Annotated in this window: 17 protein-coding genes; 12 read left to right on the top strand and 5 right to left on the bottom strand. The window is 64.3% G+C overall.

Features of this window, described 5'->3' with window-relative positions; all coding sequences use genetic code 11:
* The first annotated feature begins 2 nt into the window (after nucleotides 1–2).
* Nucleotides 3–416, top strand: a complete 414-nt coding sequence (gene atpC / locus ACOEQ1_RS01220; protein WP_419757415.1) for an ATP synthase F1 subunit epsilon — start codon at nucleotides 3–5, stop codon at nucleotides 414–416.
* A 12-nt stretch (nucleotides 417–428) separates the two neighbouring features.
* On the opposite strand, the gene ACOEQ1_RS01225 is transcribed toward atpC, so the two are convergent.
* The 3 genes from ACOEQ1_RS01225 to ACOEQ1_RS01235 form a co-directional block, all read right to left on the bottom strand.
* Nucleotides 429–1,541, bottom strand: coding sequence for a glycosyltransferase (locus ACOEQ1_RS01225; RefSeq protein WP_419757416.1), 1,113 nt, complete (start codon nucleotides 1,539–1,541; stop codon nucleotides 429–431).
* Entirely contained in the window at nucleotides 1,538–2,899 is a 1,362-nt protein-coding gene (locus ACOEQ1_RS01230; protein WP_419757417.1) for an ATP-binding protein, read from the bottom strand. Before ACOEQ1_RS01230 ends, ACOEQ1_RS01225 begins: the two co-directional genes overlap by 4 nt.
* Before the next feature lie 68 nt (nucleotides 2,900–2,967).
* Nucleotides 2,968–3,693, bottom strand: coding sequence for a response regulator (locus ACOEQ1_RS01235; RefSeq protein WP_419757418.1), 726 nt, complete (start codon nucleotides 3,691–3,693; stop codon nucleotides 2,968–2,970).
* A 133-nt stretch (nucleotides 3,694–3,826) separates the two neighbouring features.
* On the opposite strand from ACOEQ1_RS01235, the gene ACOEQ1_RS01240 reads away from it, so the two are divergent.
* The gene (locus ACOEQ1_RS01240) at nucleotides 3,827–4,381 is read left to right on the top strand and encodes a hypothetical protein (protein WP_419757419.1); all 555 of its coding nucleotides are present in this window, start codon (nucleotides 3,827–3,829) and stop codon (nucleotides 4,379–4,381) included.
* A gap of 314 nt (nucleotides 4,382–4,695) precedes the next feature.
* The gene (locus tag ACOEQ1_RS01245; RefSeq protein ID WP_419757420.1) at nucleotides 4,696–7,599 is read left to right on the top strand and encodes a glycosyltransferase family 2 protein; all 2,904 of its coding nucleotides are present in this window, start codon (nucleotides 4,696–4,698) and stop codon (nucleotides 7,597–7,599) included.
* Here the strand turns inward: ACOEQ1_RS01245 and ACOEQ1_RS01250 are convergent.
* Nucleotides 7,561–8,502, bottom strand: a complete 942-nt coding sequence (locus ACOEQ1_RS01250; protein WP_419757421.1) for a YihY/virulence factor BrkB family protein — start codon at nucleotides 8,500–8,502, stop codon at nucleotides 7,561–7,563. The two genes, ACOEQ1_RS01245 and ACOEQ1_RS01250, sit on opposite strands and share 39 nt — an antisense overlap.
* A gap of 355 nt (nucleotides 8,503–8,857) precedes the next feature.
* On the opposite strand from ACOEQ1_RS01250, the gene ACOEQ1_RS01255 reads away from it, so the two are divergent.
* Nucleotides 8,858–9,991 (top strand): type III PLP-dependent enzyme, encoded by a 1,134-nt coding sequence (locus ACOEQ1_RS01255; RefSeq protein WP_419757422.1) that lies wholly within the window; start codon nucleotides 8,858–8,860, stop codon nucleotides 9,989–9,991.
* Between the two features lie 43 nt (nucleotides 9,992–10,034).
* Here ACOEQ1_RS01255 and ACOEQ1_RS01260 read toward each other — a convergent pair whose 3' ends face one another.
* A complete protein-coding gene (locus tag ACOEQ1_RS01260; RefSeq protein WP_419757423.1) occupies nucleotides 10,035–12,206 on the bottom strand; it encodes an EAL domain-containing protein in 2,172 nt (723 codons plus the stop codon).
* Between the two features lie 426 nt (nucleotides 12,207–12,632).
* On the opposite strand from ACOEQ1_RS01260, the gene ACOEQ1_RS01265 reads away from it, so the two are divergent.
* The 8 genes from ACOEQ1_RS01265 to ACOEQ1_RS01300 all read left to right on the top strand — a co-directional run bounded on the left by ACOEQ1_RS01265 (nucleotide 12,633) and on the right by ACOEQ1_RS01300 (nucleotide 22,458).
* Nucleotides 12,633–14,477: a M3 family oligoendopeptidase gene (locus ACOEQ1_RS01265; protein WP_419757424.1), complete on the top strand. Its 1,845-nt coding sequence runs from the start codon at nucleotides 12,633–12,635 to the stop codon at nucleotides 14,475–14,477.
* Complete coding sequence (locus tag ACOEQ1_RS01270) at nucleotides 14,467–15,828, top strand: ABC1 kinase family protein (protein WP_419757425.1); 1,362 nt, start codon at nucleotides 14,467–14,469, stop codon at nucleotides 15,826–15,828. The genes ACOEQ1_RS01265 and ACOEQ1_RS01270 overlap by 11 nt, the downstream gene beginning before the upstream one ends.
* 74 nt (nucleotides 15,829–15,902) lie before the next feature.
* A complete protein-coding gene (locus ACOEQ1_RS01275; protein WP_419757426.1) occupies nucleotides 15,903–16,127 on the top strand; it encodes a DUF3311 domain-containing protein in 225 nt (74 codons plus the stop codon).
* Nucleotides 16,124–17,683, top strand: coding sequence for a monocarboxylate uptake permease MctP (mctP, locus tag ACOEQ1_RS01280; protein WP_419757427.1), 1,560 nt, complete (start codon nucleotides 16,124–16,126; stop codon nucleotides 17,681–17,683). Before ACOEQ1_RS01275 ends, mctP begins: the two co-directional genes overlap by 4 nt.
* A 405-nt stretch (nucleotides 17,684–18,088) precedes the next feature.
* On the top strand, nucleotides 18,089–18,940 hold the full coding sequence (locus ACOEQ1_RS01285; RefSeq protein ID WP_419758608.1) for a TIGR01459 family HAD-type hydrolase: 852 nt from the start codon (nucleotides 18,089–18,091) through the stop codon (nucleotides 18,938–18,940).
* Nucleotides 18,941–19,669: 729 nt separating this feature from the next.
* The gene (locus ACOEQ1_RS01290; RefSeq protein WP_419757428.1) at nucleotides 19,670–20,713 is read left to right on the top strand and encodes a glycosyltransferase; all 1,044 of its coding nucleotides are present in this window, start codon (nucleotides 19,670–19,672) and stop codon (nucleotides 20,711–20,713) included.
* Nucleotides 20,706–21,407, top strand: coding sequence for a hypothetical protein (locus tag ACOEQ1_RS01295; protein WP_419757429.1), 702 nt, complete (start codon nucleotides 20,706–20,708; stop codon nucleotides 21,405–21,407). The genes ACOEQ1_RS01290 and ACOEQ1_RS01295 overlap by 8 nt, the downstream gene beginning before the upstream one ends.
* A complete protein-coding gene (locus ACOEQ1_RS01300; protein WP_419757430.1) occupies nucleotides 21,400–22,458 on the top strand; it encodes a glycosyltransferase family 2 protein in 1,059 nt (352 codons plus the stop codon). Before ACOEQ1_RS01295 ends, ACOEQ1_RS01300 begins: the two co-directional genes overlap by 8 nt.
* The last annotated feature ends 608 nt before the right edge of the window (nucleotides 22,459–23,066 follow it).

The following is a 23,066-nucleotide window of genomic DNA, read 5'->3' on the forward strand; positions in this document are numbered from 1 at the left end:
GGATGCCCGTCTCGCTGGAGATCGTCAGCCCCGAGAGGCTTCTCGTATCGCAGGCCGTGGACATGGTCGTGATACCGGCCTCCGAGGGCGACATCGGCGTCCTGCCTGACCACAGCCCAATGATCGTGCTTCTGCGCGGCGGTGAGGTCATTCTCTACGAAGGCGACACTATCACCGCCCGGTATTTCGTAACCGGCGGCTTCGCCGAGATCACCGAGGAGCGCTGCACGGTTCTCGCCGACACGGCCGAGCCGTCAGCGGCGGTCGATCGCGGCCTCGGTGAGCGCCAGTTGCAGGATGCGATGCACGATCTGTCCGAGGCCCAACGGGTCGGCGAACTTGATCGCCTTGTGCCGATCATGGAGCGGGTGCAGGTCGCCCAGGCCATCGTCGATCTCGGGGCCACAGGCGGCTGACCGTACAACCTCCTAATTGACGACGCCCAAGAGCAGCGCTTCCAGCCGGCGCGACTGCACTTGCGCGTCGAAGTCGCGGCGCATCAGGTGTGCCGCCGCCCTACCCAGCCGCAGCCGCCGAAGAGGATCGTCCATCAGTCCCGTGATCGCCGTCGCCAGGGCGTGTGCATTTAGCGCGGGCACGAGCACTCCTGTCTCGCCAGCGACCACGGCTCCGGCAAGCCCTGCCTCATCGGAAGCCAGCACCGGGAGCGCCAGCGCCATCGCCTCCATGGCGACGCTCGGCAGCCCTTCGGCGTCTCCGTCGGCGGCCGCAATGCTCGGCACGACGAGCAGCGCCGCCTCCCGCATCAACCCGGCCAAAGCCTCTGCGCTTTGCCAGCCGAGGAACCGGAGGCGCTCGAGCCCCGCGGCTTGATGATGAAGTTCATCCGCCAGCGGCCCATCTCCCACGATCGCCGCCTCCGGCTCCCGTCCCTCGGCGCGGAGCATCTGGAGGGCGTCGATCAGCACGGAGACGCCCTTCTTCGGCACAAGGCGACCCGCGAAGAGCAGAGGCCCCTGCAACGGCCCGGGCGGCACCTCGCCAGGAATATCTGTGCCGATCGGCAGCACGATCAGCTTTTCCGCGGGAAATCCGCGAGCCATGAGCTTCGTCCGCACACTCTCCGAGACGCAGACGAACAGCCGGGCCTCCTTGATCAGCGCGGGCAGTCGGCGGATGAACAGAGCAGGCGGGAAGCCGCCGCGGTAATGCTTGTTCTTGTGTGCATCGCCGCCGTGGAAGGTCACGACAAGCGGAATGTTCAGCGCGCGCGCGAGCGGCAGCGCGAAAGCGCCCCCTCGGCCGAACTGGGCGTGGACCACCACCGGGTTCTGCGCCCTGAGGGCGTCGAGGTCCGGCACCAGCCCGATCTCCTTGAACAAAACACGGCGGGCGACGCCGGCCGGACCATCCCCGCCAAGGCGATGCACCGCCAGGTTCGCCGAAGCAGCAACGGGCGTTATCTGCCGGCCGACCCAGAGCGGGCGGAGTTGCGAGAAGCCGAGGTATTGCCGCCGCATGAACCCGGCCTCGGATGCCGGCAAGATCACGTCGCGGTAGATCAGCGCAGTGGGTGTCATGCCGGAAGGGTCAAAGTGACCCTGGCGCCGCCTTCCGACCGATTGGCGAGCGTCAGGTCGCCACCGTGCGCCCGTGCGATATCCCTGGCGATCGGCAGGCCGAGACCGACGCCGCCCGTCTCCCTGTTCCGGCTTGTCTCGAGCCGCTGAAACGGCTGCATCACGCGTTCCATCTCCGACGGCGGGATACCAGGACCGTTATCCGCGATCTCGATGCGCAGCGAGGCCCCGGGCCGGTTCGGAGGCGCGAGACGCACGGAGGCGGCGTCACCGTACTTGATTGCGTTCCCGACGATGTTGGTCAGTGCCCGCTTGAAGGCCTGTGGCCGCACCCGCACAGTCCAATGGTCCGGTCCCTCGTACCTCAGGTTCTCGACGATCTCGGGCGCGGCATCGCCCGCTTCGTCCAGCACCGTCCGCAGTAGTTCCGCGAGATCGATTGGCGAAACCGGTTCGTTCGGGCTGGCGATCCGGCCGAAGGCGATGGTAGCGGAGACCATCGCCTCCATCTCGTCGAGGTCGCTCAGCATCTTGGCCCGCTGATCGTCATCCTCCATGAACTCCGCGCGGAGCCGCATGCGCGTGATGGGCGTGCGCAGATCGTGTCCGATGGCGGTCAGCAGCAGCGTGCGGTCTTCGACAAAGCGCCTGATCCGTGCCGCCATGGTGTTGAAGGCGGAGGCCGCAGCGGCGATCTCCGACGGCCCGTCTTCCGGCAAGGGTGGCGCGTTCACGTCCCGTCCGAGGGCTTCGGCGGCGGCGGCGAGGGTCCGCACCGGGGCTGTCAGCCGCCGCACGGCCCATATGGTGAGTGCCGCCGCCAACACCGTCATGATCACAAAGGCGACGAGGAACTCGGTGCCTTGGATGACGCCCGGTCCCGGCAGATGGCTGGAGATAACCAGCCAGGTGCCGTCCGGCATCTCGAGGCCGGTGAATTCCCGCCGCGTCTCCGGGTCGACCGCGAAGCGCATATGCTGTGGTCGCAACTCGGGCGGCAGCGGGAAGCTATCCATGTTGATGAGGATGCTGTGCCGGATCGGCGGCGGCGTCGGCATGAGAGTGGCAAAGACCGGGTCGATCTTGGGGCTGAGCTGGACCGTGAAGTTCTTGGGGACCGGCAGGTGTCCGATCCGGTTCGCCCGTTCAGCCAGGGGAGTTTCGGCGAGATCCCGGTAGATGCTCATGACGCGGAAGGTAAAGACGCGGACCGCCGCCACGCGCACCAAGTCGTTACGGTCCAGCGTATGAATGCCGAGCCCGAGCGTCTGGACGACTACCAACCCGATGATCAGGACGAAGGCCGTGCGGGCGGCGAGGCTGCGTGGCCACAAGGGGATGCGGCGGAACCAGGACATGGGATTAGTGCCTAGAGGGCGGAAGTCCGGTCATACCTCTAGTGGGGGAATTAGGAAATTCATCACCCTCAGGTGCGCTCCACGGTAGCCGCGAGCACGTAGCCACCTCCGCGCACGGTCTTGATCAATTGAGCGCCGCCGCCCTGGTCGTCGAGCTTGCGGCGCAGGCGGCTTACCGCCACGTCGATCGCGCGGTCGAAAGGGCCTGCCTGCCGGCCCCGCAACAGGTCCAGCAACATATCGCGGGTCAATACGCGGTTGGCGCGCTCGAGAAGCGCGAAGAGAAGATCGTATTCGCCGCCCGTCAGCGGCACCTCGACGCCTTCCGGGTTGAGCAGCCTCCGGCGTGCCGGCTCCAGCGTCCAGCCGGCGAAGCGCAACGGCCGGGCGATCCTCTCGCCGGAGCCGGGATTCTCCTGCGTGTCGCTTGCCCTGCGCATCACCGCGCGGATCCTCGCCATGAGTTCGCGAGGGTTGAACGGCTTGGCAATGTAGTCGTCCGCGCCGAGTTCCAGCCCGATGATCCGGTCGGTATCCTCGCCCATGGCGCTCAGCATGACGATCGGCACGTCTTCCTGATCGCGGAGCCAGCGGGCGAGGTCGAGGCCACTCTCACCGGGAAGCATGAGGTCCAGAACGACCAGTTGGAAAGCGCCGCGCGTCCAAGCTCTGCGCGCTTCCCGTGCGTCTCGGACGGCGGTTATCCGGAAGTCGTTCTTCTCCATGAACCGGGTGAGAAGATCGCGTATCTCGTGATCGTCGTCGATGACGAGCAGATGCGGCCGAATGTCCATGAGCACATCATAGGGGGCTAAGCGCATTGAGTGCAGATAGTGCAGCCCTCTGTTGCAATTTGTCGCGTTCGAGACGGATGCCCGTCACAGGAGGGGCTCATACGGCGGAAATCACAACGCAAAGGTGCATGTCATGGGACGTTTTGCCACTGCCGCCATCATCGCTCTCGCTCTGGCGGGTGCCGCGGTCGAGAGCCACGCCGACGATCTGACTGGCGCTGCTCCTGCCCGTGGCCCGGCGCCTCCGTCCAAGCAGTTTCTGGCTGACGCACCGCCAGGGAACGCCGGGGCGCCCATGCCCGCAGTAGTTGCCCCTGAGCCGGGTGCCCCTCAGCCGGGTGGACCGCAGCCAGTTGGACCGATGGGCGCCATGCCGCGGCCGCCCGGACCGGACGGCATGGGCTGGGGCGGAAGGCCAGACATGCACCCCGACATGTGGCGGATGCACCAGATGGCAGAAACCTGGGGCTTGTTCTTCAATCAGCGGGACAAGAACCTCTCAAACAGCGACATCCAGGTGCTGGCCCAGGCGATTTTGCTGATGCACGGCAACCACGCCTGGAAGGTCATCGATGTGGCTGATGCCGCCGACGGACAGGCGACCTTTGCCTATTCCACCTCGGACGGCTCGGTGATCGCGAGGTTCGAAATCGACCGCCATAGCGGCCGGATCATGCGGATCGGTTGATCCGAGGCTTGATCTTGCACGTCGCGACGCGGGTTTGCGCGTTGTGGTTAGGCTGCCCGATGGAGAAGGCCTTCCCCATTAAGCTAGGAGGTCCTGTCAAGCAGCAACTTTGGGTTGATCAAGGGGGTAGAGACCAGCGATAAACCAGCCAAGCGGGAGACCCTTTGGTGTTGAAGCAATCTAAGCCTCCTCGGTCGGCGCGTGCCATCCGGCAGAAGACTTCCCCGTCGCCCGTCGAACTTTCAGTTCATGAGGGTATTGTCTCGCTAAAGGCGCTCGGGAGCGCCCCGCTACCTGTCGGGACCTTCGAAATCTTGTTCGAGGGCAAGTCCTCAGGCCCGCTTTCGATTGCCGAAGCTTCCCGGACCGTCAATTTTCCGCTGCCGCTTCATCTATTGCCGGTTGAGGTCGACCTGATCGACAGCGCCACGGGCCGAAGCCCATTCCCGGCACCTCTGTCTCTCGAGCACGTTCTGCAGATGCGGGTCGAACGCGCGTCTCTTGGGGATGGAACGGTCACCGTCGAGGTGACGCTCGCCGGCGAGCCGGTGGATCAGCTTGCCGTACTTCTCGTCGTCGAACCCGAGACGGTTTACGGCTATGGCTTTGCCCGCCGAACCCGGCTGGAAGCGAATGGCCGGAGCTTATACGTCTGCTCCATCCCTCTGTTGACGCTCCTGCCGATCGACGCCTCATTGCCCTTGACCATCTTTGTCAGCGGCCGCCGTCTGGAGCCGCCGATGAGGGTCCAGGCGCAGGCGGCGGGCATCGCCGGGTATGTCGATCACGCCTCATCGGAGGGCATATCCGGCTGGGCTGTCGACCTGCGGGATCTTGCGCGTCGCCTGCCGATCGACGTGTTCGGGAACGGTCGGCGGCTCGGCACTGTCTTGGCCTCCATACCGCGTCCTGATCTCGCGACGGTGGGGGTGGTCGCGCCGTGCGGCTTCACCATTCCGAAGGAGATGTTCGCCGCTCTGCGAAACGGCGACGAGTTATCGCTCCTCATTGCCGGAACGCCGACCCACCTCATCCACAGCCCACTCAAGCTCACCGTCGAAAGCCATATCCGCGGGCTCTTCGACAACATCGACGGCAACCAGGCTTGCGGCTGGGTCATCGATCTGGTGCGGCCCGACGCACCCTGCACGGTGGAGGCGCTTTGCCAGGGGCGGGTCATCGGCACTGCTCTAGCCACCGGATTGAGACGCGATGTGCTCGAGGCTGGACTTCCCACCGACCGATGCGGCTTCCGCATCACCTTCGAGGAACCGCTCCATACGCTGTTCGACCGCGACATCAGTGTTCGGATCAAGGGCACCAACATCTTTCTGAACGGCGGTCCGCAGCAGGCGAAGCTCAACCCGAACATCGGCCGTTACCTGACGCCTGACCGCGGGATCGCGCCTGCCGCCATCCGCCGCCTGCGCGCCCGGGCCAATCGCGGGCTCCAGGGCCTTGGCGTATCGCTGGTCATGCCGGTCTACAACACGCGGCGCGAATGGCTTGTCGAGGCGCTGCGCAGCGTCTGCACTCAGTGGTGCGACGCCTGGGAGCTGATCTGCGTCGACGATGCCTCGACGGAGCCGCATGTCGCGCGGGTGCTGGAATGGTTCGCGCAGATGGATAGCCGCATTCGCGTCATCCGCTCGCCTGCCAACCTCGGAATCGCTGGCGCCACCACGCTCGGTATACAGGGCGCCCGCCAGTCCTATGTGGCGCTGATGGACCATGATGATGTGCTCGAGCCTGATGCGGTCCATCATCTGGTCGCGACCGCTCTCAGGACGGGTGCCGATTTCCTCTATAGCGATGAAGCCCTGACCGGCGAGGACAGCTCCGTCGTGCTCGACGTGAGGGCGCGCCCCGCCTTCTCGTACGACTACTACCTCTCCCACCCGTACTTCGTGCATCTTGTGGCGGTCCGCACGGACATCGCTCAGCGGATTGGCGGGTTCGACACGAAACTGACGATCTCCGCCGATGTCGATTTCATCCTCAGGGCAATCGAGCAAAGCCGCAGCGTCGCACATATTCCCCGCGTTCTGTACCGCTGGCGCACCCACGCGACCAGCGCCGGCCATGAGAAGCAAGGTCAGGTGATGGCGGCCACGACACAGGTGATCCAACGTCACCTCGATCGCGTGAGCCCGGGCGCACGCGCGCGTGGGGCCCCGGAGTTCAACCAGTTCGAGGTCGAATGGCCTGACCCGGGGGGCCGGGTGCTCATCGTCATCCCAACCAAGGATGGCATCGACGTGCTGCGCCAATGCATCGAGTCTATAGAGGCCACGACGCCAGAGAACGAATACCGGCTGGTCGTGATCGATCACGAGTCGAAGGAGCCGAAGTCCAAGAAATACCTGGCGCGGCTCGCCAAGCGCCACACCGTGATGAATTACTCGGGTATTTTTAACTACGCGCTGATGAACAACCGGGCAGTCCGCTCGCAGCGGGCAGGCGAGCCTTTTATGCTTTTCATGAACAATGACATCGAAGCGGTCGAGCCGGGCTGGCTGCAACGCATGCGTTCTCTGGCGGCACGGTCGGACGTAGGCATCGTCGGCACGACCCTGATGTACAGCGACAAGCGGGTGCAGCACGGCGGAGTCATCGTCGGCATCAATGGCCTTGCCGATCATGCCCTGCGCTTCGAGCCTGTTTGGGAAGGCGATGGCAAGCGGACGCTCGGCTACAACGCCTCGCTCACCTCGGTGCGGGATTTCTCAGCCGTGACCGCTGCCTGCATGATGATGCGGATGGAGGTCTTCGACGAGGTCGGTGGCTTCGACGAGGCCTTCATCGTTGGGTTCAACGACACCGATCTCTGCCTGCGCGTGGGCAGGGCCGGCTACAAGGTGCTCTATGACGGGCGCACTGTGCTGTTCCACCATGAATCAGTGACCCGCATCGCCAAGGCGCAGCTCAAGCATCCGAAGGATGACCAGAAGCTGCGGGACGATTGGGGCGACCTGTTGAAGAACGGCGACCCATACTACAGCCCGCTGCTCGAGCTTTACGGACGGGATCACCGACTGCGGCTGGAGCCATGCGGCCCGGCGGCAGCGCGCCTTGTCCAGGTCGTCCTTGCCGGGCAGCAGCCGCGGCCGGTGCGGGCAGAAACCGGGCCTCCGAAGTCACGAAAGGCCACGAAGCCCAAATCGAAGCTCAAAGGCGGTTCAGCGGTCGAGGTCCTGGTCCCGGACGCGGTCGGCTAGTTCGGTCTTCTGCCGCTTTGCCCGAAGGCGACGAGGCCGGCGCACCTTGTCGATCTGTGCATTGAGTTCGGCGCCGAACAGGATCGCATAGGCGCTCACCCAGAACCACATCATCACGCCGACTGCCGCACCGAGCGCTCCGTAAGCGGCGTTGTAACTCGCGACGTGGCTCACATAGAACGAGAACAGCACCGAGACGAGCAGCCAGAGGATCGACGCGGTGAGCGCGCCGGGCAGCACCGGCCCGACGCCGTCTGGATGCGGAGCGGGTCCAAGCTTGTAGAACAGCATCAGCATCGTGAGCACGAAGACGAATAGTCCGGCGATCCCCGAAAGATGGGCCAATTGCGCCGTATAGGCGGAAAGACCGAGCGCCGAGAAAGCGGTCGGCAGACCCACAAGCACGCCGATGCCGAGCACGGCCGCCAGCACGGCTCCCAAGGTCATGACGAAGGCGAGCGCCTGGAAGTGCAGCACACCGCGGGTTTCTTTGCGTTTATAAGCGAAATTGAGGGCCCAGATGAGCGATTTGGTGCCTGAAGCCGCTGACCAGAAGGCGATCATGAAGCTCACGATGAGGCTGATGCTCAGCGTGCCGCCATGGTTGCTCACGAGTTGCTGCACGCGGTCCGACAACAGCTGGTAGGCGGCGCCCGGCATGATCTGCTTGAGGTAGGCAAGCTGCGGCTCGACGGTCACCGGATCGAAGGCCATGCCGTAGATCGAGATCAGCATGGTGATAGCGGGAAACAACGATAGGGTGGCGTAGAAGGCGCAGCCAGCCGCGTTCAGCGACATGTAGTCCGAGATCATGGCGAGAGCCGTCGCGCGCAGCACGCGGCCGCGCGGGGTCTTCATCTGGCCTTCGATCTCGCGCCTGAGCGATTCGTTCACGAGCGGCATGGGTCTTCTTTATCCTTGAACCCTTGGATGGCCATCTGCCCTGCTACTCAAACTCTAATAATATAACATCGGGTGTGCGATCGATCTTAAGGATCGGCGTGCCGGCCGGCTTTAGTGAGCGCCCGGCCGCTTCGGGCGTCTTCCGTCATGACCGGGGAATTCGGTCCTTGCGGCTCAAGATCAAGCCGTCTATTTCCCCAGCACGCAGCAACGCACGTGCCTCTGGCCCTCGGGGTTTACGCAACGACGTCAAGCGTTCTGGCAACTCTTTTCTGTTAGCTGGTTCGTTCGACCGTTTCGCAACCACGCCCGCCGCCTGTGAAAGGCGGGCGATTTTTTATGAGGGACAGTGCGAATGACGCCCAAGATCGCGCGCTTTCTTGATGTCCAGCAGCCGGCGACGCCGTGCCTGGTCATGGATATCGATCGCGTGGAGGAGAACTACCGCGCGCTTCGCCGGGTGCTTCCGCTTGCGACGATCTACTACGCCGTCAAGGCCAATCCCGCCCGACCCGTCCTCGACCGTTTGAGGAACCTCGGCAGCTCGTTCGATGCCGCGGGTATCGAGGAGATCGAGCAGTGCCTCGCGGTCGGCGCCTCGCCCGAGGCAATCAGCTTCGGCAACACCATCAAGAAAGCGTCCGCGATCTCCCGCGCGCATGCGTTGGGCGTGGATCTCTACGCGTTCGATTCCGAGGAAGAGCTCCGCAAGCTGGCGCGTATCGCGCCGGGCAGCCGTGTCTATTGCCGGCTGATGGTCGCCAACGCCGGAGCCGAGTGGCCCTTGTCCAAGAAGTTCGGCACCTCCGTCGCAGAGGCGCGGCGCTTGCTGCCGCTGGCCGCGGAGTGGGGCCTCCGCCCCTGGGGGCTGTCCTTCCATGTCGGCAGCCAGCAGACCGACCCGCTCGCCTATGCGGCCGCCATCGGCAGCGCCGCCATGCTTTTCACCGATCTTTCGGAGCGTGGGCTCGATCTGCGTTTCCTTAACCTTGGCGGCGGCTTCCCCTCGCGCTACCGCAGCGACGTGCCGCCGGTGGATGATTTTGCGGATGCGATCATGAGCGCCATGACAGGCCATTTCGGGAATGCTCTGCCGGACATGGCGATCGAGCCCGGGCGGGCCGTCGTCGGCAACGCGGGCGTTGTTTGCAGCGAGGTCGTGCTGGTGAGCAAGCGTAACCCCGACCCCGCTGCTCCACGCTGGGTCTATCTTGATATCGGCCGCTTCGGCGGTCTTGCCGAAACCGAAGGGGAAGCCATCCGCTACCCGGTCAGGACGCGTCACGATGGTGGCCCTGCAGGGCCCGTGGTGCTGGCCGGGCCTACCTGCGACGGCGCCGACATTCTCTATGAGCGCAGCGGCTACCATCTCCCGCTGGCTCTGACGGATGGTGACCGGGTGGAGTTTGATACTGCCGGCGCCTATGTCACCACCTACGCGGCTCAGAGCTTCAACGGCTTCGCGCCGCTTGTGGAGCACTATATCTGAGGCTTCCAGCGGAGGCGGCCGGTGCGGCGGAAAGGCCTCGGCTTTACGCAGTCTCCGGCTGATCTTCGACGCTCGGAGCAGGGGCAGAAGCAGTCCCGTAAGCGGCGACGAAGTCCTCAAACGCCGCGGCATCCAGCGGCCGGCTGAGCAGGTAACCCTGCACCTCGTCGCATCCCTCCGCGCGGAGTTCGGCGAGCTGGGCTTCGGTTTCCACGCCCTCGGCGACGACCCGCAGCCCCAGACCCTTGCTCAGGCTTATGATGGCCCGGATGACCGCCGAGCCGCCGGGCCGGCTGCTCATGTTCTGGATAAACCCCTGGTCGATCTTAAGCCTGTTGAGCGGCAGCGTCTCGACGTAGGTAAACGATGCGTAGCCGGTGCCGAAGTCGTCCACAGAGAAGGAAATACCAAGCTTCTGCAGGGCGATGATCTGGGTCCGAGCCTGCTCATGATTTTCGAGGAAGGTGGTTTCCGTCAGCTCCAGGTCGATGAGGTGAGGCGACACGCCCGCCCGCAGAACCGCCGCCGTGACCAGCTTGGCCACGTCGTGATGACGAAACACGGAGGCTGAAAGGTTGATGCCGACGCGGACCGGCATGCCCTGCCGCTCCCAGGATGCCGCTTGTCGGCAGCCTGCATCCAGCACCCAAAGGTTGATGGCGTTCATCAGCCCAGCCTCTTCGGCGATGGGGAGGAACTCGTCCGGGTAGACAATCCCGCGTCCGGGCCGGTGCCATCGAACCAGCGCCTCCGCGCCGGTGATGCGGCGCGTCTCCGCATCCAGCTGCGGTTGGTAGTGCAGCACGAGTTCCTGGTTGAGAAGTCCGGCCCGGAGGTCGATCTCAAGCTGTGCCGCATCGCGAATGGCCGACTGCATGTCGGGCTCGAAGAGGCAAATCGTGTTCCGGCCCTGATCCTTCGCCCGATACATCGCGAGATCTGCATTCTGGAGCAACGCATCCAGCGTCGCGCCGTCGCGCGGGAAGAGGGTAATGCCGAGGCTGCATGTCGTGTGGATCGTGCGCCCATCGATCTCGAACGCCGCGTCGAAGCTGCGGCGAATTTTCTCCGCCAGGATGCGCGCTTCCGTCTCTGCTTCCACTCCAAGGCCGAGAAGGGGCTGGATCACGGCGAATTCGTCGCCGCCGAGCCGCCCGAGACTGTCCTGAGGCCCGAGTACTATCGCCAGGCGCTCAGCCACTTTGCTGAGCAGCACATCGCCGTTGTAATGCCCAAACGCATCGCTGATACTTTTGAAGCGATCCAAGTCGAGAAAGTGGAGCGCGAATTCCCGGTCTTCGGCGGCAGACGCATCGATCGCATCTTCCAGACGAAGATGGACCTGCATGCGGTTCGGCAGGCCGGTCAGGGAGTCATGATGCGCCACGTGATGGAGGTGCCGCTCCGCACGTTTGCGCTCGGTTATGTCGAGCGAAGTGGTCAGAACGGACGTAACGAGGTTGAACGCCGATTTCAGCGGCGTCTTGGTCGTGAGAAAGACACGCGTCATGCCGGAAGCGTCCGCAATCTCTTCCTCGAAAGCCGGCAGCGGCATTTCGGTTGCGAAGACCCGGGCGTCGAGCTGGCGGGACCGTTGCGCATGCTCGCCCTGGAATCCGGTCGAGCCGCCTTCCGCTTCCCCGCTGAGCGTGGTGGTCTGGTATGCGTTAACGAAGATGCAGTCTCCGCGGCGATCCGACGCGCTGATCATGGCGGGCACAGTGTCGATGACCTGGGCAAGCCTGTCGCGGCTATCGCGAAGCAGTTCCTGCCGCTCCTGTTCCACATCCTGCAGTTCTTTGGCCAAAGCGTAGGCACGGCTGCGGATGAGTTTCTGCCGGGTTCCTATCTTGAGAAGGTTCCGCGCCCGGGTGACGAACTCCTGATGATCGATCGGTGTCTGGACGAAGTCCGTGGCGCCTGCCTCCAGCGCTTCGAGCCGAAATGCGCGGTCGTCATACGCTGTAATAACGATTATCGGGACGTCCATTCCATTGGGAAGAGCACGGATTTGCTGGGTGAAGGCCGCTCCGGTCATCTGCGGCATCTTGTAATCGGTTATGATCAGATCAGGGATCTTGGCGCCGATCCATTTCAGCGCAGGATCGGGGGCGGCAAAGGCTTCCACCTCGATATCCTCGCCGAGGGAGCCCGCAAGCTTTGAAAAGATGCTGCGGTTGGTAGCCCGGTCATCGACGATCACAACGAATCGCATCTAATCTCCTGAAGTCTACAGTCTTGCCGGTAGGGACATCCCGTATTCAGCAGGTATGGTTCAAGCTTAAGACGCTGCGCGCGACCTGGACCAACTAGAACCTGAAAATGGCTCGTATGGAAAGATCCGGTAGCAGCCTCGCCAGAATAATGCTGTGCTCCTCCCAGTAGGACATGGGCACGTTTCTCACATAGACACGCCCCTGCGAATACTGGCGACCTCATATCGAGGCTGCCATTCCGCAGCAGTCCTGCAACCGGCAGAGGCTGATCGGCGTAAAGGGTCATGCGCGTACGCGCATGGGTCCGTCGCGCCTGCGTCGGCCTTCGCGTCGTCATGCGGTTGAGCTGCGCTATGACCAAGACCGTCCTTGCCGTAGGTTGGCGGAGTTAGCCGAGGAGAGATGCAGCCATGGTTGGATTGAGAATGTCGCGCTTGCCGGACGGGCCTTCCGTCGGCCCGGCTCGGGATGCGGCCGAACTCTTGCCGAGCTGGGATCTCTCGGACCTGTATGACGGGGTCGACAGTCCTCGCCTGGCGCAGGACCTGGAGCAGGCAAAGGAAAGCGCCGCCGCCTTCCGGAAAAACTACGCTGGTCAGTTGGAAGCCCAGTCCGCGCCCGGCCTCGCCGAGGCGCTGCAGCGTTACGAGGCGATCGAGGAGGTGCTGGGCCGGATCATGTCCTATGCCCAGCTGCTTTTCAGCGGTGACAGCTCCGACGCCTTGATCGCTCGTTTCTACCAATCGATGAGTGAGAAGGTGACGGAGATCTCGACGGACCTCCTGTTCTTCTCGCTCGAACTCAACCGCCTCGATGAAGCTGCTCTCGCGACCAAGCTGGCCGACCCTGTTCTGGCGCCCTGGAGCGCTTGGCTGTCGGATCTCCGCGTCTTCAAGCCACATCAGCTATCGGACGAGATCGAGAAACTCCTGCACGAGAAAGAGGTAACGGGCTCCAGCGCCTGGAGCCGTCTTTTCGATGAAACCATGGCCGGCCTTCGCGTCGATGTCGGGGATGAGCGCCTGACCGTCAGCGACGCGCTCAATCGCCTGTCCGACCGCGATCGTGATACACGGGCGGCGGCCGCGAGCGGCATCAGCGCCACCTTCAGCGAAAACATCCGGCTTTTTTCGCTGATCACCAACACCTTGGCGAAGGACAAGGAGACGATGGACCGCTGGCGCAGCTACCCAACTCCGGGCAGCTACCGCAACCGGTCCAACATGGTCGAGGATGAGGTCGTCGACGCGCTGGTAACGGCCGTTGTTGCGAATTACCCGCGGCTCTCGCACCGCTACTACAGTTTGAAGGCCGGCTGGCTCGGTCTGCCCCGCCTGCAGCACTGGGACCGGAACGCGCCCTTGCCGGCGGATGCCGATGCGACGGTGCCTTGGCCCGAAGCGCGCGACCGTGTCCTCTCCGCCTACGGCGCCTTCAGCCCTGTGCTGGCCGGGATCGGTCAACGCTTCTTCGATCACCCATGGATCGATGCAGGGCTGCGTCCAGGCAAGTCCGGCGGCGCTTTCGCCCACCCGACCGTGCCCTCGGCGCATCCTTACATCCTGATGAACTATCATGGTCGCACGCGGGACGTGATGACGCTGGCCCATGAACTGGGGCATGGCGTGCATCAGGTTCTGGCTGGCGAGGCGCAGGGGTATCTGCGTTCGGGCACGCCGCTCACGCTCGCGGAGACGGCGAGCGTCTTCGGCGAGATGCTGACCTTCCGCGCGATCCTCGATGCCGAAACCGATCCGCGCCGTCGCCGCCTGCTACTCGCCGGCAAGGTCGAGGACATGCTCAACACGGTGGTTCGCCAGATCGCCTTCTACCGCTTCGAGGCGCGTGTCCATGCCGAACGGCGCACAGGTGAAATTCTGCCCGAACGTCTGGGAGAAATCTGGCTCGAGGTGCAGACTGAAAGCCTTGGGCCCGCCTTCGAGTTCACGCCCGACTACGCTGTGTACTGGACTTATATCCCGCACTTCATTCACTCGCCCTTTTACGTTTACGCCTATGCTTTTGGGGACTGTCTGGTGAACGCGCTGTATGCCGAGTTCGCCGGAGGGCACCCTCGCTTCCAGGAGAAATACCTCGACATGCTGCGTGCCGGCGGAACCAAGAGGCATAAGGAATTGCTCGCGCCCTTCGGGCTGAACGCGGCGGACCCGGCCTTCTGGACGCGCGGGCTCGACATCATTGCGGGCTTCATCGACGAATTGGAAACGGCCGACGGTCCGGCCGCTGGAGGCATAACGGATGCCGGATAAGGTGGAGGGCAGGGAGGCGACCCTGTTCGGCAGCGTGCGGCGTTTCGCACGAACGTCGGGCGCAGTCGGCGGCATCGCCGCGCGTGTAGCGGGGGAACGGGTTTTCGGCATCAAGACCGACCGTGCTTCGCACGCCGAAGACCTGAAGCAGATTCTCGGTGGCCTGAAAGGGCCGCTCATGAAGGTCGCGCAGATTCTGACGACGATCCCGGATGCTCTGCCGCCGGAATATGCGGCAGAACTCTCGGAACTGCAGGCCAATGCCCCGCCCATGGGCTGGCCGTTCGTGCGGCGTCGCATGTCTGGCGAATTGGGGCCGGACTGGCAGTCCCGTTTCCAGAGCTTCGGCCAGGAGGCCGCCGCCGCCGCCAGCCTCGGGCAGGTGCACAAGGCGGTGCTGCCCGATGGCTCCGAAGTCGCCTGCAAGCTGCAATATCCGGACATGCCGAGCACAGTGGAGGCCGATCTCCGCCAGCTCAAAATCGCCATGGCGATCTACCATCGCATGGACAACGCCATCCAGAACGACGAGATCTACAAGGAGCTGTCAGAGCGTCTGCGCGAGGAACTCGACTACCTCCGGGAAGCGGCGCAGATGCGGCTTTACCATTCGATGCTGGAGGATGTGGCGGACGTTCATGTGCCGGTGCCGGTCGATGATCTCACCACGCCCCGCTTGTTGACGATGACTTGGCTGGATGGTGGTCCGTTGCAGCGTTGGATCGACAGCGATCCGCCGCTCGAGGCTCGCAACCGCGTGGCGGAGGCGCTTTTCCGGGCGTGGTACGTTCCCTTCTATCGCTTCGGCGTCATTCATGGCGATCCGCACATGGGGAATTATCAGGTCCGCCCGGACGGCACGGTGAACCTGCTCGATTTCGGCGCGATCCGCGTCTTCCCCGCCAGTTTCGCCCGCGGCGTGATCGACCTCTTCGAGGCGATCCGCGACCACGACGACGAGAAGGCGGCGCACGCGTATCGTAACTGGGGCTTCGACGACATCACGCCGACCAAGGTCACGGTGCTGAACGGCTGGGCGCGTTTCCTCTACGAGCCTCTGCTGGATGACCGGGTGCGTCGCATCCAGGAGAACGAGGACGGCCAGTATGGCCGGACCGTGGCCGAAGGCGTTCATACAGGCTTGAAGTCTATCGGCGGCGTCCGGCCTCCGCGGGAGTTCGTCCTGATGGACCGGTCGGCTGTAGGCCTCGGCAGCGTCTTCCTGCGCCTGAAGGCGGAGCTGAACTGGAGCCGCCTTTACCACGAGGTGACGGCAGATTTCGACGAAGCGGCCGTAGCCCAACGGCAGGCGGATGCCCTGGCCGTTGCTGGAGTTCCTCCACCGAAATAACGCCTTGTATGCGCTTGTCACCGTGCTTGCAGGGAGCTTGTAACTGCGAGCACGGGCTATCTCCGGAGAAAACCATGTTGCCTCGACCCCCACAGGCAGCACGCCCATGGCGTTTGCTGCTGCTCATTCCTGTGCTGGCGGTGCTCGCCGTGCCGGTGTTCAACCGGACCGGGCCGGCGCTCTGGGGGTTCCCGTTCTTCTACTGGTATCAGATGCTCTGGGTTATCCTGTGTTCCGGAGCGGCCGGGCTCGTCTTCCTGCTTGAGAACCGCGGTGGTCATGATGGAGAAGACGCGTGAGGGCGCCGCTTCCGCTTCAGCCGGTGGCGCTCGGCGTCTTTCTGACACTGTTCGTCCTCGTCACAGTCTTGGGCTTCCTCGGAGCGCGCTGGCGGCGCGGTGACCTCGGCACGCTCGACGAATGGGGGTTGGGCGGCCGACGCTTCGGCACGCTCATTTCCTGGTTCCTGTTAGGCGGCGATCTCTACACCGCCTATACCTTCATAGCTGTTCCGGCGCTCGTCTTCGGCGCCGGGGCCATCGGCTTCTTTGCAGTCCCTTACACGATCATTATCTACCCGATCCTGTTCAGCGTCTTTCCGCGTCTGTGGCGCATCTGCAAGCGCCACGGCTATCTCACGGCTCCTGAATTCGTCCGCGGGCGCTTCGATAGCCGCGGCTTGGCACTGGCTGTCGCAATTACGGGCATTCTCGCGACCATGCCCTACATCGCGTTACAGCTTGTCGGCATGCAGGTGGTGATCGCGGCGCTCGGGCTTGGCGGCTCAGGCGTCTGGGCCGACGTGCCGCTGTTCGTCGCGTTCCTCGTCCTGGCGGCTTTTACCTACACCAGCGGGCTGCGCGCCCCCGCCATCATCGCCATCGTCAAGGATTTGCTGATCTACGTGACGGTGATCGCGGCGGCGATCGTCATCCCCATGCACCTCGGGGGCTGGGACAAGATTTTTGCCGCCGTTCCGGCCACCAAACTGACGCTGCCGGTTCCGGGACCTCATACGCTCGGCAGTTACGGCGCATACGCCACCTTGGCGTTGGGCTCGGCCCTGGCTCTCTTTCTCTATCCGCACTCGATCACTGGAATCTTGGCAGCCAGCAGTGGGCGCGTCCTGAAGCGGAACGCCGCGCTACTGCCAGCCTATTCCCTCATTCTGGGTCTGCTCGCACTGCTGGGCTTCATGGCCATCGCCGCGGGAGTTGGAACAGCGCCGCGTTACGCCGCCGGCTTCGCCGCTTACCATGCCAACTTCGCCGTGCCCGCGTTGATACTGGCGGCGTTCCCACCCTGGTTCGCGGGCGTCGCCTTTGCCGCTATCGCAATCGGCGCACTTGTTCCGGCCTCGATCATGTCCATCGCGACAGCCAACATATTTACGCGCGATATCTACCGCTCCTACCTTCGGCCAGATGCCACGGGTGCGCATGAGGCGGGCATGGCCAAGCTGTTCAGCCTTCTGGTGAAGCTCGGCGCGCTTGTGTTCATTCTTGGGCTGCCGGCTGCGACCGCCATTCAATTTCAGCTTCTAGGCGGTATCTGGATCATTCAAACCTTGCCCGCCGTAATGCTCGGCTTGACGCGGATGCGGTTGCGCGCCGGAGCTTTACTTGCCGGCTGGGCTTCCGGTATGTGCGTCGGCACCGCTATGGCGGCTTCCACCCATTTCAAAAGTGCAATTTTCCCGCTGCATTTGCCGGGCGCGCTCACGGCGCCCGGCTATGCCGCGCTTTATGCGCTGATCGTGAACTTGGCCGTCAGCCTCGTTCTTTCGGCGGTGTTTAACGTCCTCCGCGCGAACTCTGACGAAGAACCTGACCAGGCGGCTCGTTTCGAGTTCTGATAACGACCGGTGATTAGGTGCCCCCGCCGCCGGCACCACCGCCGGCGCCACCCGATGCGCCCGCGCCGCCAGAGCTGCCGCCGCCGGAAGGCGATGTCGGGGATGCTCCGGTGCTGTTGGGGCCTGGAACCGTTCCGGTCACTGGATTGGTCGGCGCCGAAGTGGCAGGCGAATTGACTGGCGACGTCATCGCGGGCTCTCCCGCTGTCGTTCCTGTATCTGAACAGGCCGCCAAACCGAAAAGTGCGGCTGCTACTGGCACTATAATTGAAAGTTTCCTGAGCATTGTCGTCCTCTCCTTCTGTTTCAGTTCAGCTAAATCAGTTGATAGGTTCTGTATTCCCGTCAACGTGATGTCTCGCGCACGATTCCGTGAACCGTCAGGAACTGATCGCCATGCATAGGATGCGCAGAGTGAGGAGCGTCGAGGCTCTCCTCGATGAGGCGGATGCCTTCCTTCTCGACCAGTTTGGCACCTTGCATAACGGCGCCACGCTCTACCCCGGTGTTGCCGAGGCGATGGCCGCGATGCGCTCGGCGGGCAAACGCCTCATCATCCTTTCAAACTCGGGCCGGCGGTCCAGACCCAACATCGCCCGTCTGTCTCGTATCGGGCTGCCACCGGACAGCTATGACGGCTTTCTCAGTTCCGGCGATGTCGCCTGGAACCTTATGGCGGAGGGCCGACACCCCGCCGTAGCAGGGGCGCGGCGGTGCCTCGTTCTGTCGCGCGGCGTTGACCCAGAGGCGCTCGAAGGTCTGGACCTCGAGCCGACCGACGATGCCGCGACGGCGGATCTGGTTCTCCTGCTCGGAAGCGACGCCGACCGCATCAGCCTGGACGCCTACAGGGAGCGGCTGGCTCCTGCTGCGGCGCGCGGCACTCTCTGCCTGTGCGGCAATCCGGATCGAACGATGGTGCTGCCCGACGGTGCCTTGGCGCCGGCCGCCGGACAGATCGCGGAGCTTTACGCCGAGATGGGCGGCCCGGTCCTCTGGATCGGCAAGCCGGGCGCCGCGATCTACGATGCGGCTTTCGACCTGCTCCAGCCGATGCTGGGCGGCGCCATTGATCGGGCGCGGATCTGGGCGGTCGGCGACAGCATCGAGCACGACGTAGCGGGTGCGGCCGCTCAGGGCTGCCGGTCCGTGCTCGTCATGACCGGGTTGATGGCGGGCCGAGGCGATGCAGCCGTCGCGGAGGAAATGGCCCGTTGGGGCAGGATGCCGGACGCGATCCTGCCCCAGTTCGCTTAATCGGCGCGACTTTCGATTGCACCCGTAATGAAAGTCCGTCGGCCTCCGTCAGAATGATCGGCTACCGCGAAGCTTGCTGTTTCGGCCACCTGCGCTTATTGATTTGTTATCGAATCAATCTGGCTTTGGGGGGTAGCGATGCCGCGTGATGTGCCGCTGCATGATGACGTGGTGTTGGATGAGGATCGCCACGAGTCCTCACCCTGCGAGCGAGATGACCGCATCCGCCCGGCTCCGGTCTGGATGCGGGCATCCGATCTGCGGGAAGCCGCTCTCAGGCGCGACGTCGCGCGGTTGACGCGGGAGCTTCACGAACTGGTCGAAAATGCGGATCGGCAACGAACTTCATCTGTGCACGCGCCGCCGCCCGCTGCGCAAGCGTCAACGGGCGAGCGGGATGCAGCGCGGCTTGCCGCCAAGGATGCGTTGATCAGAGCGTTGTACACGTCGCGATCCTGGCGAGTGACATCTCCTTTGCGCGCGGTCTCGCGACTAATGGGCCGGGGGCCGGAGCCTGCACTCGATGTGGCTCTCGCGCAAACCGACACTGTTGTGCTGACATCAAGCAGTGGCGCCCGTAAACCATCACCGCCGGATAGTCGGCTCGAATCGTCGCCGGTGCGGCGCCGACCCGATGGACACAGCCGCGGCGAAGTTCTGGTCGTAGCGCCGCATCTTCCGCTCTTCGACCGGCAGGCCGGCGGCCTGCGGCTCAGGAGTTTGATCGGTATGATCGCGGAACTGGGTTGGGCGGTCACGTTCTGCGCCGCCAATCCGGCCGACTGGGGTCCTGAGTTCCTTGCCAGTGCTGACGGGCGTGCCGGGTATGAGGACGCTCTGCGCGTCGTAGGGGTCACCCGCTTCGTCTACGGCATCGACGGCATCCGCGCCTTCCTGATCGAGTCCGGCGGACGGATGCGCTACGCCTTCCTCAGCTTCCCCGCGGTGGCGCGCGATGTCACGCCGCTTATCCGGAGCCATTGTCCCTGGGCCCGGGTGATCTTCGACACCGTCGATCTGCATTTCCTGCGGATGCGGCGAGAGGCCGAGCTGCGGGGCGACCCTCGCCTCGCCGCTGAGGCAGAGCGTATGCGGCAACTCGAACTCGCCTGTATGCGCAGCGCGGACGTGACGGTCGCGGTATCCGAGGCGGAGCGTCAACTGCTGCTCGACCTTGTGCCGGAGGCGGTGGTCGAGACCTTGCCCTGTGTTTTTCAGCTGCCCTCCAGCCTGCCGCCGGGGCCGTGCGGCCGCGCCGGGCTGCTCTTCGTCGGCGGCTTCTGGCACGCCCCGAACAGCGACGCGGTGCATTGGTTCGCCGAGCATGTGTGGCCACGCATTCGCCTGCAGTCGCCCGGGGTTGTCTTCCGGATTGCCGGCTCAGATCCGACGCCGGAGGTGCTGGCGCTGGCGCGGCTGCCGGGCATCGAGGTTCTCGGCTACGTCCCGGACTTGACGCCGCATTTCGACGGCGCCCGCGTCTTCGTCGCGCCGCTCCGGTTCGGCGCCGGCATGAAGGGGAAGGTCGGTCAGAGCATGGTCCACGGTCTGCCGGTCGTGGCCACAGCCATCGGCGCGGAAGGCATGTCCGCCGTGGACGGTCAACATCTTCTGGTGGCCGAGAGTGCAGAGGACTTCGCCGAACGCGTGCTCAGCCTGCTGGAGGATGACAAGCTCTGGCGCCGCCTGCAGGAGCGGGGCCGCACGCTGATCGAGCAGACCTTGTCGGAGGCGGTGGTAGCGGCCCGGGTGGAGACCCTGTTCCGTGTCTAGTGTTCTGGCCGTCGGCATCTACCTGGCTGACCGCCCGCACGCTGCCGGGCACCTCCTCTACGAACTGGCGGGCAGCCGCGCTCATGAGGTAACGCAGCGCTGGACGGCGCTGGCTCCGGGCGGCGCGGGCTATTGCGACCTGCCGTGCACGGTCGCAATCGAGATCTCGCCCGCCCCGAAGTTCTCCTTGATAGACGCCATGACGCATGACGCGGACAACTTCGACTGGGTCTTCCTCTGCGACGACGATATCGAGGTTCCGGCGGATTTCATCGACAACTTCATCGAGTTGGCGGAGCGGTTCGACTTCGCCTTGTGTCAGCCTGCGCGGACCACGGACAGTTACATCGACCACGGCATCGTCGCGCGGATGGCGGGTCTTTCGGCGCGCCGCACGCGCTTTGTCGAGATCGGTCCGCTTGTCGCGATCCGGCGGGACGCCATGCCGCTGCTGCTGCCGTTCGGCAATGATTGCGGCATGGGCTGGGGCCTCGATTTCATTTGGCCCGGCATCATCGAAGAGGCGGGGCTGCGAATGGGCATCATCGATGCCGTGCCCGTCGCGCACCGGATGCGCAAGCCGGTCACGGGCTACGACCATGGAGGCGCGTCGCGCGCCATGTTCCAGCTGATGGCCGCGCATCCGCATCTGCCGCGCGAGCAGGCTTTCACCGTGCTCGAAGCCTATGTCTGACGCGCCCGAAATCACCGCGATCCTGACGACGCATAACAGGGCGCATCTGCTGCCCCGTGTTCTCGATGGGCTGTCGGCCCAAAGTCTGGCCCGCGACCGTTTTGAGGTCGTCGCCATCGATGATGGGTCAACGGACGATACCCAGGCTGTATTGGCCGCCCACCGGGAGCGGTTGCCGTTGAAGAGCGTCCGTCAGGCGCCGAGCGGATTGGCGGCCGCCAAGAACCTCGGCGTCTTCATGAGCCGCGCGCCGATCATCCTTTTTATGGATGATGACGACGTGGCCGGTCCCGGTCTGCTCGTCAGCCACCTCGCGATGCATCTGCGTCATCGCGAGCAGACGGTCGCTGTTCTCGGCCACACCGACCTCGACCCTGCAATCGCGCATCTGCCGTTGATGCGCCACGTGACCGGCGCCGGCTCCCAGCTTTTCTCGCACGGCTGGATGAAGCCGCATCAGAGGCTCAGCTTCCGGGAGTTCTGGGGCGGCCGCAGCTCCTGCAAGCGGTCTCTGCTGATCGAGCACGGTGTCTTCAACCCTGCCTTCCATTTCGGATGCGAAGATATCGAGCTCGGCTGGCGCCTCGATCCGCATGGGTTGCAGGTGATCTACGAGCCGGCGGCGCGCAGCACGATGATCCGGGCGCTCACCTTCGACGACTTCTGCCGCCGCTCGATCCGTCAGGGGCGGTCGCAGTGGCTCTTCACGGCTCTGCACGATGTGCCGGCGGTGCGGGACTATTGCGAGGTTGATCGGGCATTGGCGATTTGGCCGGCAGCAAAGGGCGATTTCGCAGCCATACTGCGTCGGGCGGAGGCGCTGGACCGCATGATGCGGCAGCGCGGGCCGGACGCGCCGCCGCTCTCAGCCGTGTCGCAGACTGAACTGGATGAGGCGTATGCTCAGGCCTTCTTCCTCTGCCGCGCCAAGGGTGTTGCCGATGCGGCCAGCCTGCCGCTGGCGGTCCGGCGACCTGAGGATTGCAACGCCGCGCGTTTCGCCTTCCCAGGTATCGTCGGCCTGCAACGGGTGCCGTCGCCTCTTGCCTAGAAGGGCGACGACCCCGATCCGCGTCGGCGCGATGTCGTTCCTGGCAAGGGCCTTTCGCAAGGCATCCGGATTGAAGGGTTGCCACGTCACTCCCGAAGGATTGGCGATGATGGTGCAGATTGCCGGTCCGGGTGTTAGCCAGACGCTCATCAGCGGCGTGCTCCACGGCCAGGCGTAACGACGGAGCGCGGCAACCTCTATCGGCGGGAGTTTTGCCAGCGCATCCCGCCAGGACACAACGCCGCGTCCGGCCATGAGCGCCGTCCGCATCGCGCTTGTGTAGCTGAGCCATCCCATCGTTGCCGCGCCATCGGTGGTCGCCATCGTGAGGCCGAGCATCGCCATGAACATCGCACTCGAGGCGGGTAACCGCCGTCCTCTGGCTCTGGAAATGAGCAACAGCACCATAGCGGGCGCGGTGAGCAGGCAGGCATTGTCGCGCGCGGCAAAGGCGGCTGCCGGGCAGGGAGGCTCCGCCACACCCAACACCGCCAGCACAGTGAAGACGAGGAGCATGCCGCTCATTGCCACGGTCCGAGGGGCGGGCGGCAGCATGACGACAGGCAAGGCCAGAACGCCGATCAATCCTGTCAGGGCCATGACGTTGA

It is taken from the genome of Acidisoma sp., from assembly GCF_965199065.1.
In the GTDB taxonomy this organism is placed as follows: Bacteria; Pseudomonadota; Alphaproteobacteria; order Acetobacterales; family Acetobacteraceae; genus Acidisoma.